Source organism: Psychrobacter sp. JB193, from assembly GCF_002285555.1.
GTDB classification, from domain to species: domain Bacteria; phylum Pseudomonadota; class Gammaproteobacteria; order Pseudomonadales; family Moraxellaceae; genus Psychrobacter; species Psychrobacter alimentarius.
Window position 1 is genome coordinate 457,983 of sequence record NZ_NRGY01000002.1, and the last position, 16,354, is coordinate 474,336.

Genomic DNA, 16,354 nt, shown 5'->3' on the forward strand with positions numbered 1-16,354 from the left:
GTTTTGAGGCTATGATAAATATAGTACTAATTTTAGGAGGCAGGCGGATATGGTGTTATTCGCGTTTAAATACTTCTTCATGTAGTAACATCAGTCAGTCTATAATTAGCTAAAAAAACCACCTCAAATGAGGTGGTTCTGTTGTAATAGAGAGATGAAGTTTTTTATATGTGAGTCAACGCTTAGATTTCTCAATCTCTTTATGTATATTTTTCCAATGATTTTTAATTTGCGAATCAATTTTGCTGTAACTATTCATTATTTTATGGGCATTTTTAGCATATGTTATATAGTTGCCCCAGTTTATGGCATACTTGTCAGGTTCCCATTGATCTGTAGTACCTCGCTTACGTTTATATTTTATGCAGCGTTTAGCGCCAATATATGAGTATCTTTTATACAGTCTTTTTCTAAAGATTTCACCTCTTGTCTCATTATTTATCTTGCTGCTATAAAATCCACTTCTTCGCACACCTTTTTTCATTTTTCGGTAATAGTTGGCTAGAGAGCTTGTCTTTAGGCGTACATATCCACCGTCAAAACTGAAACCGAGATACTCAAAATTTCTGTTGATACTATTTGGTGTTATTCGGCCATTAAATTCTTGCTTGCAAATTATTCCACCTTCATGGACGGAAAAATGAAAAACTTGAGTTTTTTTCTTGTGAATATTTAGTTCTATTTCTTTGATTTTATTTTCAAAAAATTGGATGATATGTGATTTGTGTTCAACTGGACAGATGACAACCATATCGTCAGAATAACGCCGATAAAGCCCATCAATTTTTGATGTTTCATCATAAATTGCTTCATCAAAGCTCAGCATATATATATTTGCTAATGTTGCACTGATAGCAGAGCCTTGACAAATGCCATCTGTTACAAGTGTGCTGCCAATTCGTTTACTTGATCTTATTAGCCCTTTCTTTCGAATTGTGTGTATATCTTGCATTTTACAATAGGCAATAGCATTTTTATTATATAAATGTTCAATTCGCTTTATTGACTTACTCGTAACTTTTCCGTCATTTTTTCTGATTAAAATACTATCTTTGAATAAATTGAAAAGATGATTTTCTTCGACATAAGAAAATCTAGTGATATTCTTAAACACGTTATAATGGTCTTTTGGTAGGTGGTCTGTATCAAGGACTTCACACCATTTATTTTTAAGAACGGTATGGTTTAAGCTAGGAAAGAAGTTCTCAATATCAAAAGCTATAGCAACAATATCGCTGTCGTAATCTATATTTTTTTTAATATATTCAAAAACTTCGTCTGCGAAGTAAATGTTATTTTTTTTGGGAGGGTTTTGAGCGCGGTTAAGTTCTATTTTTTTAGGTGTCTTTCGGTAAGCAGTAACTACCTTGGTTAAATTTCTATCTTCTAATATTTCTTCATACTTTACGTTTAGTAAATGAGAGTAGTAGGCATAAATATTTGAGTCTAGATTATTAGCATAATAGATATCTCTATTTTTTGTACTCCTATCAGTGCGTTTTCCATTACTTATCAATTTTCCATCATTATCATACTCTTTTCTATACCGATTCGTAGATATAACTTTATGAATGAACGGAGCGAAACCATGGACAGCTACTTTATCTTTATTTTTTATATGGGATATGGTCTGTCGACGATTTTCAGAAGGTAGTCCAATATGAGGATATCTCTTGATTTTATACCAGCTATCTTGGTCTTCTTTATTTTTCATATATTTATAATTTATATTAGAAGTGAGGGAACGGGGCTAGCATTTTTGCGCTTAGAGCGATTAATAAAAACGTGATAAAACTGTCCTACCGTTACCATAAGAGATAACACCCCTTTTATTGGAAATAATTACTTTCATGCTTAAGGAAATTGTCACTATGTTGCTTCAATACCTTGTTACACTAATCGTACATAATCTATGTGCTAACTGCTCACAATATGATATTTGCTTAACTAAGCAGCTTTCTACTTAGCGGTGACCTTTGCAGGTACCTAAATACAGGACCAAACTTAGATTAATTGCTTTTTCCCTCACAATACCGAATTTAGCATACTCCTTATTTGTTGTAAAATTATTTACTAATGAAATGCAGTTCAATATAGCTAAGAAAACAAGTAAAAACGCCCATCCAAAATCTGGACGGGCGTTTTTTAGCGATGATATGTTTTTTAGTACTATATTAGTCGTCTAACAAATCCATTTGCTTAGCGGCTTCGTAGATACCGTTTGAGCGATTGCCTGTACGGCAAAAGATAAGCATGGGCTGCTCGGCTTGGTTAAAAAAGTCTGCAAATGCTTCAACGTGGGTTTGATTGAGCTCATTACCCGCAAAAGAAATCTCTTTATAAGCAAGGCCAGCTTCTTTAGCAGCCGCTTCAATCTCAGCGCTGGTCGGTTGATTTGGCTCTTCACCATCTGGACGGTTATTGATGATGGTTTTAAAACCATTTTCGGCGATCATCGGTACTTGGTCTGGGGTGATTTGTCCAGTAAAACTGACTTGATGACTCATAAGTGATCCTTATTATTTTCTATAGTAGGAAAAGATAGGTTGGTATAAAAGCACAATGTCTAAGCATAAGTGAAATGGGTCGCTTTCTAAAGGCAAAGAACGTAAACAATAACAACATTGTCTCAGCCGTGATCACAGTTCCTATCGTTAACCTTTATATATCCAATCCAAGATAAAAGTAGCATGTACGATCATCATATTCTACAGAGATAAATATCATTGCTGGCTGCTTGCAAGAATGCCAGAGGCGACAAGGACAGTTGCCTCAGTAGAACCGTATGCTTTTTAAAATAGAGTGATTATAGTAACCCTTGCATCAATGCGCTTTGATACAGTAATTTGGCGCGAGCACCCGTGCCACAAAACATCAAGATGGGTTTTGGCATTGAACGATAAAACGCGGCAAACTGCTCAACAGTGGCCATACTCAGACGCTCATCATCGAAGGGCAGATAATGATAAGTCAAGTTGGCTTCTTTAGTGGCATGACTAAAGTCAACGCTATTTGGCTGAGTTTCTGTTTCGGCATCAGGGCGTATATTGAGCACGGAGCGATAGCCAAGCTCTGCAATTTTGAGACATTGGCTTGGGTAAATTTGCTTGTAAATAGTTAAATTATCAGTCATAAGTAAGGTCATTCGCGTATATGAAAAGGCATTTGACTCAAGAATGGGGGTAGCCAATAGTATTTTTTGAGACTATTAGGTACTGTCTTTTAGTACGATTTTCTTAAGTCCATTATGTCTAAAGCTTATAAGGATTTAGCATAACACAGCTTGCATGATATCGGTATTTTGTCACAGACAATAATAATTCTTAAGAATGTAACAACATGAGGTTTATAAAAATTTTAAGTGTCTTTAAGCGCATCCACCGCATCCATGGTACTTAAATACACATGGCCTGACAGCTCTGTAATAATGGGGGTATTTTCAATAATATCCATCACAGGCCCTTTGATAAAACTAAAATTCAGGTGCTTGTTTTGACTCAGTAGCTCTTTATTGAGGCTGATGAGCATCTCTTGTCCTGTCAGATCAATGTGATTGACCGCTGACATAATCAGAACAATCTCATGGGCGTCTGGATACTGGCGAGTGGCTTGGACGACGCGGTGATGGACAGACTCACTATTACCAAAAAAGATACTCTCATCGATACGTAACATCAATAGGTTGCTAAAGGTCACCACGTTATGGCGGTTAATGTTGCGAAAATGACCAGTCCCTGCCAATTGACCAACAATGGCAACGTGTGGCTTGCTTGATTGCCAAATTAAGCTTGCAAAAGACACCATAAGACCGATGACCAAACCTGTATTGAGACCAAATATCAATACTCCCACGAATGCTGACATAAAGCTTGCGGCATCTAGGCGATCACGTTGCCATGCTGCCTGTAAGGTTGCCACATCAATCAAGCTGATGATAGAAGCCATGATGGTGGCGCCCAATAAAGCATAGGGCAGCGGTGACAGTGCATTACCAAAAGCAATCAAAGCGGCGATCATGACTACCACCGTCACTAGACTTGCCACTGGTGTTTTGGCACCTGAATCTGAATTGATGGCCGTTCGCGAAAATCCGCCAGCGACGGCAAAGCTTTGGAAAAATCCACCTGCCATGTTGGCCAGCCCCAAGCCGGTCAGCTCACGATTGGCATCAAAGGCTTCACCGCGCAGGCGTGCATAATTGTTGGCAACCGAGCTGCTTGAAACAAAGATAATCAAAGCCATTAGCCCTGCACCAGGTAACAAATCTAGCACTTCATCGAAGTTTGGTACATAAGGTAAAGTAAAGCTAGGTAGGCCTTGCGGAATACTACCAATAGTCGCCACGCCTTTTATGGACCAATGCAGGCCGATGCTCAGGACGATGGCAATGACCAATAGGATAAGTGGAAATAAGCGCTCGGCCCATTTGGCATAGGATGATGACAGCCAAGATTGCCACACCCATTTACTACCGTAGCGGTTGGCAACCAAGAGCATAAAAGCGATCACACCGATTAAGAGTGTCAGCGGATGCAGCTGGCGCGCATACATCTGCATACTTGATAAATAACCGATTAAGCCATTGCCTGCGATCGGAATAGCCGTCACGTATTTTAACTGACTGATAAAAATCAATACGGCAGCGCCACTAATAAAACCAGCAGATACCCCGCGACTGATGAATTGCATGATCCAGCCAAGCTTGAGCCGACCTGCCAACCACAATAGCGTACCGACCATCAATGACAGCAAACCTGCCATGAGTGCATATTGCTGAACACCTTGTGATGCATAAGGGTGCAAACTACTGGCAGTCATAATAGCAGTGATCGCAACAGGCCCGACTGCTTGAACGCTACTTGAGCCGATCCAAGCATAAACAGTCACCGGTACGATTGCTGCATACAGCCCATAAACAGGTGGCAATCCTGCCAGTACTGCATAACCTAAGCTTTGGGGAATGACCAACACGCCAACCACCAAGCCTGCGATAATATCAGTTGGCAGGGTAGAGGGTTGGTACTGGCGCAACCAAGCAGGAATCAGACGAGCCAATATAGAAGGCATAATAATATGTCATCACAATAAAAAATGAATTACGTTCAAACCTTAAGTAAACAAGCTATTCAGCTGTTTTGGCACAAAAGCGTTCGTATAATAACTGTAGCACTGCAAACGCATCATCACTGGCGATGCTATAGTAAACCTGCTTACCATCGCGGCGAGTCTTGACGAGCTCATCTTTACGTAAGATACCCAGTTGCTGTGATAAGCTTGGTTGACCAACACCGACTAAGTTCTCAAGCTCACTGACACAAAATTCACCTTGCGTCAGCTGACATAAAAGCAATAAGCGATCAGGGTGCGATAGTGATTTTAGTAATTGGCTGGCTTGCATCGAGGCCTTTCGCATTTGTTCAGAGAGGTCTTTAGGGACGGTATCTGCTGCGTTGGTCAGTATGTTATCTCTAGTGCCATTAGTGGATTTGCTCAATGCTGAAGTAGAAGTAGACAGAGTGAGCTCCTTATGTATAGTATAAAATGTCAGGTTTGTGGATAAAATATATTTAATTATCAATGATATTCAGTGTGACAGCAAGTTATTGTTTTTTACATTATATAAATTGATAAAATGTTTATTGGTGGTTATATTGGTCTGTATAAAGAAAAAGAGTAGGGCAAATAATCTCGATCAAAATCCTATATCATACAGAATACGCTCTTAAAAATTAATATATCGTTTAAAAATAGAGAGGCTGCCATGCAAGTTCATTCTTTCTTACATAGTGACACAGAAACCTACACTCATGTACTCGCGGATACTCAGCAGCAAGTTTGTGCGCTTATCGATCCTGTATTGGATTTCGATGTGAAGTCAGGCCATACCAGCTCCATAAGTGTGGATGAGGTTATCGATTTTGTGCGTGAACAAGGTTGGGAGCTGCTCTACATCATAGAGACCCATGCCCATGCTGATCATTTATCAGCGGCCATGCATGTCAAAGAGGCGCTCGGTGGGCAACTGGTCATCGGTCAGCATATCACTGAAGTGCAAAAAACATTCAAGAAAATTTTTAATTTTGATACCAGTTTTCGTACTGATGCAAGCCAATTTGATATTTTGACCAATGATGGTGATACATTGAAGGTTGGTGATATCCTCATCACAGTGATGCATGTGCCTGGGCATACACAGGCTGATACTGCTTATATAGCGGCTGATGAAGAAAAAACTGTGGTCTTCGTCGGAGACACTTTATTTGCTCCTGACGTAGGGACGGCTCGTTGTGATTTTCCAGGCGGTGATGCCAAAACCCTTTATCAATCCATCCAAAAGCTATTGGCACTGCCAGACGATACGATAATATATCTGTGTCATGACTATCCAAGTGCAGGTCGCAAGCACTGTCCGACGACCACAGTCGCTGCGCAAAAACTGGAAAATATTCATGTCAAAGACGGTATCAATGAAGCAGAGTTTGTGCAGATGCGTGAGCGCCGCGATGCGACTTTGGAGATGCCTCGCTTAATTATTCCAGCGGTACAAATCAATATTGATGCAGGTCACTTACCAAAGCCAGAAGCCAATGGCGTGCGTTATCTAAAAGTACCACTCAACGCCCTTTGATAGGACGTTTGGAGTCAATAGCCATTATATTTGTAGGAGAAACCCCCAATGAGTGAACAAAACGTGCATTTGGTATGCCCACATTGCCAAGCAACCAACCGTGTACCTATGGCAAGACTCAGTGCGACACCGAATTGTGGTAAATGTGGTCAGACCTTACTGACAGGTAATCCTCACGAGTTGAATGCACAAACGGTCAATAAGATTATTCAAAAAAATGAGGTACTGACCATCGTTGATTTTTGGGCAAGCTGGTGTCAACCCTGTCTTATGATGGCACCGCAGTTCAAAGCCGCTGCCAGTCAATTGCCGCAAGTGGTCTTTGCTAAAATACAAACCGATAAATATGAGCAAGCCGCCGCACCTTACAATATTCGTAGCTTGCCAACCATGGTTGCTTTTAAACATGGTAAAGAAGTCGCGCGACAGTCAGGTGCCCTGCCTAGTGACCAAATTGTCCAATGGGTACGCAGTCTCAGGGCTTAGCGCTACATTCATCTTTATAAGCCTGAATACTATAAGTACTATAAGCGTAGACAGTATCCATTAAAAAAGCCAATACATAATCACTGTATTGGCTTTTTATATATTGGTTCTGCGGTAATAACAGCCAATAGCGCTTGAAACCCTATGGAGAAACAACGCTAGAAGGCTACACGATTATAGCAATTATTCACCATAAATCTTAATGCCATTGGCAAAGCTACAACGTTGAATACGAGCAGATTGAACGATTGCATCGCGCTCACCATATAGTCTTGATAGTTTGACATCGCGAGCTTTGGTGTCGTTGCTTTTGCCAACGCCAAAGCTGATATTGGGTGAAATACCCCAACGTCCTGCCGATACCCCAACACCGACACCTGACGTCGATAGCGTTGAGCGCTCATTGTTTGCATCCGCTACATAGCGATTGACGCGAGTGTATTCTTGGTTCAATGCTTGACAGTCATAATTTTGATACGTACTAGGTGGTACGTATTGAGGCGTGACATTACCTGTGGACGCACAGCCTGAGAGACCGAAAACGCCAGCTATTGCCAGTAATGCCCCTGTAGTAAGAGTTTTCATAGCGCCTCCATTAGGCTTCATGTGTAGTTGCATTCAGTTAAGACAGCAAAAATGATGTGATTAAGACATTGAGAATATATCGATTACTGAGTGGTTTTCAATTCTATCAGTGTGACGATTTGTGCCGCTTTGTACTATCTCATTTTCAAAATACTGTTTGATTATCAAAATAAGTTTTCAGGCTTGGTAAAAGCCAATATCACGATTCCGATATATGCCACAGCAGCAATGAGAATGCCTGTTTTTCTTTGACCAGAAGTAGCATGAGGATTAAAGGCTTTTACACTAGCGCTAATCGCCGCAATAAGTAAAACAATTTTGGCAAACACCCACTGTATGGGTGCATTGGCACTCATCAGCTGCATGAGCATGACTGCCCCTGAGACAATAACGAGCGCATAGACAATATGATTGGCAATCTTGATTGCTCGCGGCGCTTGTCTGTTGGCACCCAAGACCAAAGCGCTTTGATATAAAAACAACACAATGGCCAGTACCGCCATGAGCATGTGTAAATGTTTCATTGGATAGGACTTCCTCTAAAAATATGGTGTTCAAGGGTAGCAATAATGTCTTAGGACTATTTGATTAAAACACCGTTTTTAAGCTTTCTTTAAACTTTGTTTTGTCCGGCGCATAATGGACTAGTAGGGCTCTGACCTTGCCACTCTGTCGGTGTATAGGCATGGATAGCCAAGGCATGTACATGACCACCTTGTGATGTCAAAAGGGCATTCACCAAACCATATACTAACTGATGACGAGCAACCAAGCGCTTGCCTTCAAAAGCCTCACTAACCACAGTCAGCTTAAAGTGACTCTCTTTACCTTCAAAATAACCAGCATGATTCATAGATTCATTGATCAGCTCTAGATGTTGTGGTTGCAACGCTTGTAGCTCAGCGTCAAGGGCATCGGCAGTTGGAGTGTTACTCATAATGGTCCTTCAATATAGTTTGCTAAATGAGGTTAGACAATCTGTGATTGATATATGTCAGTTATTATAGCAGACGTCATAAGTATTAGGAGTCGTTGTCACCTCCGTCAGATACCTAAGCGTGCATACAAGACATAAAAAAGCAGAGCACCATCTATAAATGGCGCTCTGCTAGCATTATTTAACAATTTCTAAGGATGTCGATTAACGACGTGCCTTTTGGTATAACGGCATCACTTTAGGCATGAGTGACTGCAAGTTGGCGATACGGTTGCTGCTGGCAGGGTGAGTGCTTAAGAACTCTGGTGGCTCGCCTTGGCTGGCACGCTGCATTTTTTGCCATAAGGTTACAGCCGCTTGTGGGTTGTAGCCTGCACGTGCCATTAGCTCTAGACCGATTTGGTCTGCTTCCGCTTCTTGTGTACGGCTGTGAGGACGACTTAACCCTAAGTCACCCGCGACATTGGCCAGATCAGCTTGACCTTGCGACAAACCAAAGATACTGGCTGCGACACCGATACCTGTTTGTGTAGCGTATTGGCGTGACAGACGCTCACGTGAGTGCTCACGCAGCGCATGTGACATCTCATGACCCATAATCGCTGCAATCTCATCATCAGTCAGATTCAAGCGATCAATGATGCCTGAATAGAACATGATCTTACCGCCTGGCAATACGAACGCGTTTAGCTCATTGGACTTAATGGTATGTACTTCCCATTGCCATTTTGCAGCATCTGGACGATAGACACCAACTTGACCGACCAAACGATTGGCGATGTTTTTCAAACGATTTAGCTGGGCGGTGTTGGTATCGAGTACACGCTTTGCTCTGGCTTCTTGTATCGTCTTGGCATAGCTTTGTGCTGATAGTTGCAATACTTGCTCACTTGAGACCAAAAGTAGCTGCTGGCGATCAACGCCCACAGCGCCAGTACTGGTTGTGCTTGAACAACCTGTCAATGTCAGTGCCGACAATGAAGCGGCCATCACAGTGGTGGTTAGTAATTTTTTCATGATAAGAATCCTCGCTATAAATAATAAAATAAGTTAGACAAAAGGGCGATACAGGCAGTAGATAAAAAGGCAGTCTTTTATTAATGTTTTACTTGCTCTTATCAATCTACCGATACGGTAAAATTTTACCTCAACCGCTATTGCCCATGAGTATAATAATGTTAACAAGCCAAATCCAAGGCAGGAATAGTAACAACGCACCATAGGATTGTAAGTGACGGATAAGAACTTAATCAAAATGCGGTCTTTTTTATGTTTATCGAAAGGATTGATTAGACGGAAGCATCAAGTAATGTCTGAGAAAACCTTTAGGCTTAAATAATGAGATACAATTGAGCGTCAGCTTTGTTATGATGATAAAATAATTGAACAATAATAGATGTTATTAAATCAATCAGTTATGCTGGATGCTCTTATAAATTGGCCATGAAGCTCAAAATATTTCAAATTAATTTTGAAAAAGGTGTTGACACTCTCAGAATATTTGATAGAATAGCCAGCCTATCGAGACGTAGTAGTTGTTAAAAACACTATGATTTGATACTAAGCGGGAATAGCTCAGTGGTAGAGCATAACCTTGCCAAGGTTGGGGTCGAGAGTTCGAATCTCTTTTCCCGCTCCAAATATGGCTTGAAAAAGCACTAAAATCCTCATTTCTTATATTAGAAATGAGGATTTTTTTTGTGCGTAAAATTTAATTGAGTCTGCTGAATTATTATAAAACTAACGTCACAATATCTTGCTTAACCTCTCTAAGTTATTCTCACATTACCATGTTCATCAGCATTTTTTAAGTTTCGTTCCTCTATTCAGTGATCTTGTTTAATTCTATCTTTTCTCTAAAAACTCAACGTATCAGTTTTAGGTAAATATAAGCTTTATACATCTCATAGAAATAAAGTCATTTCTGTAGACCGCTACCTTTGTATTTTATCCTCAAAAATTATGAATCACACGACCAATTTGATCATCATTCAAACGGTTAATGAGTGCTTTTTTTACAAGCAGTGAATAATTATTCATAGCCTTTTTTCGTGTTTCAGTACCTCATAATTTCCTATCATTGTTCATACGATATGGTTTGAAAAGCAGTCTTTTTTCAACCTCAAAAATTTGCTTTTTACAGGGTCAATCTAAGTCATTACTGAAGATACTCGTAAGTTTCCTACTCAATGGTTGTTATTTGTTCATGAGTGGTCATGACCCTTCCGCTTTTACTCTATTAAATACAATATAATGACCGCAGCTACAATGAATACGTTTTATTTACGTGTACGATATATTTTTTGTACCAAAAAAAACAATTGAATAAGATTATTTCACTATTATAACTGGCTTACATTTGCAGTAATACTTTTAAGAATAGCTAACAAATTCTTGCAGGATTTATTTGTTCAGTGCCATGTAAAAATAGTGAAAAATGAGCGTATTCTTACAACAAAAATTTTATTCAAATACAAACCCACTAATAGGAAAGTTATGTCAAATATTAACGAAGCTTTAGAAGAATTGATGACCCTTGATGGCGCGATGGGCGGCTGCATTGTTGACTATATGTCAGGTATGGTATTAGGTATGACTGGCGGCGGTGTTGACTTAGAGTTGGCAGCAGCAGGTAACTCACAAGTGGTAAAAGCGAAAGTAGCTACTATGAAGTCGCTAGATATCAAAGGCGAAATTGAAGACATGTTGATTACACTAGAGTCTCAATTACACATCATTCGTCCAACAGCCAAGCACGAAGATTTGTTCATTTACTTGGTACTTGATAAAGCCAAAGCGAACTTAGCGCTAGCACGTCGTAAAGTACAAGCAGTAGAAAATAAACTAGAAGTATAATCTGCTGGACATTGTTTAAGCTCATGACGAGTCTGTCTAACGAGTACTCCTGATTATTCTCAAATAAAAGCAGCAATAAGGGTCTATTTGTCATGTATCTATCATGCATGACGATGACCTGACTGTGGACAGCTATCGCCGTTTGGTTACGCTTTAAATGTCTTATTAATTGGTGGCAAAATGAAATGTATTGCATATATCAGCAGAACACCTACAAGTGATCGTAGCGTTCGTATGCCTACTGGATTATCAGACATCATCAGCGTCTCTCGCAAGCATAATCCACAATCGCAAATCACTGGCATTATCTCGTATCGAGAAGGGCAGTATCTGCAAATAATTGAAGGGCCTTATGCTGAAGTTGACAAGTTGATGGCCAAAATAGCAGCCGATCCTAGACATGAAGATCTTTGGGTTTTTCTTGATGGGCCTGTGGAGAAACGTAGCTTTGACAGTTGGGCGGTTAATGTCTTTGATTTTGTCGATCAAAATGCTTTGCTCAATACTTTCGTTGAAAATCATATGTCGGTTTTGACAGGTTTTGATGACTATCAAAAAAGTCGTATTCAACCCTTTATCGACATAAAGCAATCTGACGCTGTGCTTGAAAAGCATTATGAAGATAAAGATCTTAGATTGTTGGCTTGGCCTGATTTGAACACAGTCAGTCAGCCTCAATTGGTGATGAACCTGTGCATTAAATTGACCAAAAAACCTTATCCATTCAATGCATTGGTTAATAGTGGTGAATTTGGGGCGCCACATGAAGTCACACAAATGATCAGAGCATTTGACCAGTCGGGCTTATTGAGTATTACTGAATCAGAGCCAGTGAAAGAACAAATCGTTGTTGAAAAAAAGCCTAATAAATTTTATGGTGCCATCAAAAAATTCTTAGGGATGAGGTAAAAAATTGAATTATCAAAAGCTAGCTATCATTGGTGAGGTCGGCGCTGGAAAGACGCAGCTGGTCAAGACACTCAGTGAGATCAGTCCTATTGAAACAGAAGCGAAATCCAGTATCGATATTGGTAAAGAGTTCACCACAGTGGGTATTGATTACGGGCGAATCACCCTTTCTGAGGATATGGCTTTGGGTATCTATGGTGTACCAGGTCAAGAGCGGTTTTCTTTTTTGTGGGAGTTTGTCAATCAATCGCTATGGGGATTGCTCATTTTGATCAAGCATGGTGAGACGCCTGACTATGCCAATTTAGACAAGTTACTGCATTTCTTTGCGCCAGAAAAAAACCAAACCACTTGTATTGTAGGTATCACCCATTGTGAAGGTGCGGACAAGCAAAGCGTCATCGCGCTGGGTCAAGAAATTAGAGTGATGCTGATGCAGCATAATGTGGTCGCGCCCGTGATCAATACAGATCCTAGAAGCAAAGAGTCCGCTGTGTCTCTTCTGTCTTTATTTAATACTCTTAACAACCAAGATTGATGTTCGATATGACTACACCAAACGAAAAATCACCTGCAAAAATCGCATTGTTACGTCACATGAAAGCGTTATGTGAAGCCAACAGAGAAATTATATTGGCAAGCCTTTGTACGACAGATGGGTTTCCTATCAGCTGCTTTTCTATCAGCGATCTGAGCAATCAAGCCGATAAGTTTGCAGCGATGAGTAGTACGCTGTCTGCTCTCAGTGATTCATCTGCGACGCAAATGAAGCAAGGCAAATGCGACATCACGATCGTTGAAGCGACTTCTGGCAACATTTTATTTGTCAAAACAGACTATATCGGTAAGCCATGTGTATTGACGGTGGTTGCACAAAACAGAATGACCTTGGCAGAAGCCAGATACAAAACCAAAAAACTGATGGGCGAAATCGCTGCTATTAGCGAGTAGCGTCCTCACTGAGGCTAGTGTGACATGCTCAACTGGCGCATCAGAAATCATCCCAGTATGGATTGTCACCGAAACGCTCAGCAATAGAGTCAATCAAATAACGGCAACGCTGCGATAAAAACCGGTTTTTTGGATAAACGGCATAGGCATTGAGTGTCGGCAGCTGGTACTGCTGGAGAATGGGCACCAGCTCGCCACGTGCCAATCTTTGATAGGCGATAAAGGTTGGTATAAACGTAATACCATGACCTTTCACTGCCAAATCGACCAAAAACTCACCATTGGTGGCTTTGATTTTGGCATGAATCGTATGGTTATGCTTTTTCCCTTGCGCATCCGTCAGCTCAAGATTGCTGGTCTTGCCCAGACCATATTGCAAAAACTCATGATTGTCTAACGCTTCTAGGGTCTCAGGTGTCCCCATTCTTTTTAGGTAATCGGGGCTGGCGCAAAGCGCGTAACGAATCAATGCAAGACGCTTGGCTTGATAGCTCGAATCTTGCAACTTTTTGATACGGATGGCCAATTCATACCCTTCTTCAATTAGGTCAACATGCCGATCCGAAAAATCCAGCTCAAAATCCAGATTGGGATGCTGGCTGGCGTATTCATCAATCACGTCGTTCAGATGCATAAGGCCAAAGGTCAAAGGTGCGGTTATCTTCAGCGTGCCCTCAACACGTGTGGGTGCGCCACTGGTTTGCTCGTTCAGCGCATCAACGGCACTTAAGATATTGTTCACTTTTTGGTAATACTGCTCACCCGCTTGAGTCAGGTGAGATTGCCGCGTGGTTCTGCTAATAAGCTGACTGCCTAAACGCGTTTCTAACTCTTTGAGACGGCGACTGATGGCAGATTTGGCAATATTTAATTGTTCAGCCGCTTTAGTAATACTCCCTGCTTCCACGATGCGCACGAACATCGCCATATCTTCTAACTGCCCCATCTTAATCGCCTCGTAATTGTTCTAAAATTGAGAACATATATTTGTAATTATTGCTGTTTATCCATTTATAGTCAACGCTTATACTGCCATCATTCTTAACACAATATCTCATCAACACTATTTTTGGACAAACATAATGGACAAATTACAATCATTGAGTGCCCCCATTGGTCGTCTGCTTTTATCGATGATTTTTATTTTTTCAGGTTTTAATAAGATAACAGGATATACAGCAACTCAAGGCTATATGGAGTCAATGGGTGTACCGGGTATGCTATTACCATTAGTCATTGCGCTTGAGCTATTCGGTGGTATTGCGATTTTGCTTGGATTTAAAGCGCGTCTGATTGCGGTGTTGTTTGTTGGATTTAATATTGTCTCAGCGCTTTTGTTTCATCAGTTCTGGATTGATGCCTCACAGATGAATCCGTTTATGAAAAACATTGCCATAGCAGGTGGTTTTCTGATGATTTTTGCTCATGGCCCAGGTGCTTACTCGATAGATAATAGTCATGCTCGCAAAAGCTCAGTATAGTAATTCTAAATAAAAAAGATACGACAATCATGATCTATTGCCAACGATATATTTTCGTAGCCTCTGTCTGCGAAGGCGCAGCAAGCAAGAAAATATGACGTTGGCAGGGCTATATTTATTTTATAGTGAATTGACTATAGTAATCCTCAAACAATACAACAAGCGTTTTATCATCTTATATAAGGAGGCATCATGAGCACACCAATGAAAATTGCCCTAATAATCGGCAGCTTGCGCAAAGCGTCAATCAATCGCAAGTTTGCAGCATATATTGCATCGCAAATGCCAAAGAATGTCATGGTTGAAGAGGTGCATATTGCAGATTTGCCGCTTTATAATCAAGATTATGATGATACAACGATAGACAGCTATGAGCGTGTTCGTCAGCAATTAAAAGCCGCTGATGCGGTATTGATTGTCACACCAGAGCACAATCGTACGATACCCGCCGCACTCAAGAACGTGATTGATATTGTTTCTCGTCCGTATAAAGACAGTGTTTGGCGCGATAAAAAGGTAGCCGTCATGACAGCGTCGCCAAGCAATTATGGCGGTATCAATAGCGGGCTTGATGTACATAAAAGCATGCAAATGCTATCTGCAAAAATGATGATTCACCCAGAAGTGTATCTGAGCCGCGCGACTGAAAGCTTAAACGACGATGGTAGCGTCACTGAACGAACCCAACAATATCTGCAAAAATTTGTTAATGATTTGGTTGCATTCGTAGGAAGTAATGGTGCCTAACTCAATGTCTGACCAAACGCAGGACAGTAACCAATTTCAAGATAAGGGTCGGTCGCCGCCGAGTTTTTGGCAACGCTACCGAGCGCCTGTGCTATTGACTATCGTTGGTGGTGCGATTGATACCATTGGTTTTATCGCCTTATTTGGATTTTTTACAGCGCATGTCACAGGGAACTTGGTGATGGCAGGGAGTGGACTGGTCAAAGGTGAGGATGGCTTATGGATTAAGCTGGCGGCCTTGCCATTATTTGTATTGACCGTGGTGGTGACCAAGACTTTTGTTGATAAGAGTAAAAAACGAAAACTGATATTAAGTCATCTGTTTCTTGCCGAAGCCTTCTTTTTGACCGCATTTATGATTGCAGGTTTGTATTATCAACCTTTTGTAGGGGCGGGTAGTCTTACAGTCGCACTCACAGGTGGGTTGGGTCTGATTGCACTTGCCATACGCAATACGGCAAGTAAGACACTGATCAAACATATGAGTCCAACGGTGCTAATGACAGGTAATACCACGCAGCTTGGTATCAATTTGACCGATTATATCAACAACCGCACACCTGAAAATGCCAAAAAACTGGGTCATAGCTCAGCATTGGTATTTAGCTTTTTGATTGGCGCATTGGTCGGCGCGCTTTTATATCTTGAGCTAAGCTTTTGGGCAGTGGGATTATTCGTATTACCAGTACTGTATTTGGCTGTCTTGGCACGTGATGAAGCGTTTTTGAGCCATGTTGGCTAGGGCGTTCCATGATTCAATCAGTTAAAAGACAA

At 40.8% G+C, this 16,354-nt stretch carries 19 protein-coding genes and 1 tRNA gene; 10 read left to right on the forward strand and 10 right to left on the reverse strand.

What is annotated here, in order from left to right; translation table 11 throughout:
- Positions 1-175: 175 nt before the first annotated feature.
- The 5 genes from CIK80_RS09675 to CIK80_RS09695 form a co-directional block, all read right to left on the reverse strand.
- A complete protein-coding gene (locus CIK80_RS09675; protein ID WP_095569826.1) occupies positions 176-1,714 on the reverse strand; it encodes a reverse transcriptase domain-containing protein in 1,539 nt (512 codons plus the stop codon).
- A gap of 460 nt (positions 1,715-2,174) precedes the next feature.
- Positions 2,175-2,507, reverse strand: coding sequence for a TIGR01244 family sulfur transferase (locus CIK80_RS09680; RefSeq protein WP_095569827.1), 333 nt, complete (start codon positions 2,505-2,507; stop codon positions 2,175-2,177).
- Positions 2,508-2,806: 299 nt separating this feature from the next.
- Complete coding sequence (locus tag CIK80_RS09685) at positions 2,807-3,133, reverse strand: sulfur transferase domain-containing protein (protein ID WP_062845400.1); 327 nt, start codon at positions 3,131-3,133, stop codon at positions 2,807-2,809.
- A gap of 224 nt (positions 3,134-3,357) precedes the next feature.
- A complete protein-coding gene (locus CIK80_RS09690; protein WP_095569828.1) occupies positions 3,358-5,067 on the reverse strand; it encodes a SulP family inorganic anion transporter in 1,710 nt (569 codons plus the stop codon).
- 55 nt (positions 5,068-5,122) lie between these two features.
- Entirely contained in the window at positions 5,123-5,413 is a 291-nt protein-coding gene (locus tag CIK80_RS09695; RefSeq protein WP_062846005.1) for a metalloregulator ArsR/SmtB family transcription factor, read from the reverse strand.
- Positions 5,414-5,761: 348 nt separating this feature from the next.
- On the opposite strand from CIK80_RS09695, the gene CIK80_RS09700 reads away from it, so the two are divergent.
- The gene (locus CIK80_RS09700) at positions 5,762-6,628 is read left to right on the forward strand and encodes an MBL fold metallo-hydrolase (RefSeq protein ID WP_095569829.1); all 867 of its coding nucleotides are present in this window, start codon (positions 5,762-5,764) and stop codon (positions 6,626-6,628) included.
- A 48-nt stretch (positions 6,629-6,676) separates the two neighbouring features.
- Positions 6,677-7,114: a thioredoxin TrxC gene (gene trxC / locus CIK80_RS09705; RefSeq protein WP_095569830.1), complete on the forward strand. Its 438-nt coding sequence runs from the start codon at positions 6,677-6,679 to the stop codon at positions 7,112-7,114.
- Positions 7,115-7,297: 183 nt separating this feature from the next.
- Here the strand turns inward: trxC and CIK80_RS09710 are convergent, their stop codons facing one another.
- The 4 genes from CIK80_RS09710 to CIK80_RS09725 all read right to left on the reverse strand — a co-directional run bounded on the left by CIK80_RS09710 (position 7,298) and on the right by CIK80_RS09725 (position 9,653).
- Positions 7,298-7,699 carry a hypothetical protein gene (locus tag CIK80_RS09710; RefSeq protein WP_062845396.1) on the reverse strand — a complete coding sequence of 134 codons (402 nt, stop codon included), beginning with the start codon at positions 7,697-7,699 and terminating at the stop codon, positions 7,298-7,300.
- A 164-nt stretch (positions 7,700-7,863) separates the two neighbouring features.
- Positions 7,864-8,223: a SirB2 family protein gene (locus CIK80_RS09715; RefSeq protein ID WP_095569831.1), complete on the reverse strand. Its 360-nt coding sequence runs from the start codon at positions 8,221-8,223 to the stop codon at positions 7,864-7,866.
- An 89-nt stretch (positions 8,224-8,312) separates the two neighbouring features.
- On the reverse strand, positions 8,313-8,636 hold the full coding sequence (locus CIK80_RS09720) for a BolA family protein (RefSeq protein ID WP_095569832.1): 324 nt from the start codon (positions 8,634-8,636) through the stop codon (positions 8,313-8,315).
- A 204-nt stretch (positions 8,637-8,840) separates the two neighbouring features.
- Entirely contained in the window at positions 8,841-9,653 is an 813-nt protein-coding gene (locus tag CIK80_RS09725; protein WP_095569833.1) for a M48 family metallopeptidase, read from the reverse strand.
- Between the two features lie 547 nt (positions 9,654-10,200).
- On the opposite strand from CIK80_RS09725, the gene CIK80_RS09730 reads away from it, so the two are divergent.
- The 5 genes from CIK80_RS09730 to CIK80_RS09750 all read left to right on the forward strand — a co-directional run bounded on the left by CIK80_RS09730 (position 10,201) and on the right by CIK80_RS09750 (position 13,352).
- Positions 10,201-10,275 (forward strand) — tRNA-Gly (locus tag CIK80_RS09730).
- 857 nt (positions 10,276-11,132) lie between these two features.
- Positions 11,133-11,492: a hypothetical protein gene (locus CIK80_RS09735; protein WP_062845392.1), complete on the forward strand. Its 360-nt coding sequence runs from the start codon at positions 11,133-11,135 to the stop codon at positions 11,490-11,492.
- 180 nt (positions 11,493-11,672) lie between these two features.
- Positions 11,673-12,401: a BLUF domain-containing protein gene (locus CIK80_RS09740; protein WP_095569834.1), complete on the forward strand. Its 729-nt coding sequence runs from the start codon at positions 11,673-11,675 to the stop codon at positions 12,399-12,401.
- A gap of 4 nt (positions 12,402-12,405) precedes the next feature.
- Positions 12,406-12,939, forward strand: a complete 534-nt coding sequence (locus CIK80_RS09745) for a hypothetical protein (protein ID WP_062845390.1) — start codon at positions 12,406-12,408, stop codon at positions 12,937-12,939.
- An 8-nt stretch (positions 12,940-12,947) separates the two neighbouring features.
- Positions 12,948-13,352 carry a hypothetical protein gene (locus tag CIK80_RS09750; RefSeq protein ID WP_131392753.1) on the forward strand — a complete coding sequence of 135 codons (405 nt, stop codon included), beginning with the start codon at positions 12,948-12,950 and terminating at the stop codon, positions 13,350-13,352.
- A 40-nt stretch (positions 13,353-13,392) separates the two neighbouring features.
- Here CIK80_RS09750 and CIK80_RS09755 read toward each other — a convergent pair whose 3' ends face one another.
- Positions 13,393-14,298, reverse strand: coding sequence for a LysR family transcriptional regulator (locus CIK80_RS09755; RefSeq protein WP_095569836.1), 906 nt, complete (start codon positions 14,296-14,298; stop codon positions 13,393-13,395).
- A gap of 136 nt (positions 14,299-14,434) precedes the next feature.
- Between CIK80_RS09755 and CIK80_RS09760 the strand changes: the two genes are divergently transcribed.
- From CIK80_RS09760 to CIK80_RS09770, 3 genes are all read left to right on the forward strand, one after another.
- Positions 14,435-14,833: a DoxX family protein gene (locus tag CIK80_RS09760; protein ID WP_095569837.1), complete on the forward strand. Its 399-nt coding sequence runs from the start codon at positions 14,435-14,437 to the stop codon at positions 14,831-14,833.
- Positions 14,834-15,025: 192 nt separating this feature from the next.
- Positions 15,026-15,580, forward strand: a complete 555-nt coding sequence (locus CIK80_RS09765) for an NAD(P)H-dependent oxidoreductase (RefSeq protein ID WP_095569838.1) — start codon at positions 15,026-15,028, stop codon at positions 15,578-15,580.
- A 4-nt stretch (positions 15,581-15,584) separates the two neighbouring features.
- Positions 15,585-16,322 carry a YoaK family protein gene (locus CIK80_RS09770; protein WP_095570373.1) on the forward strand — a complete coding sequence of 246 codons (738 nt, stop codon included), beginning with the start codon at positions 15,585-15,587 and terminating at the stop codon, positions 16,320-16,322.
- Positions 16,323-16,354: the final 32 nt, after the last annotated feature.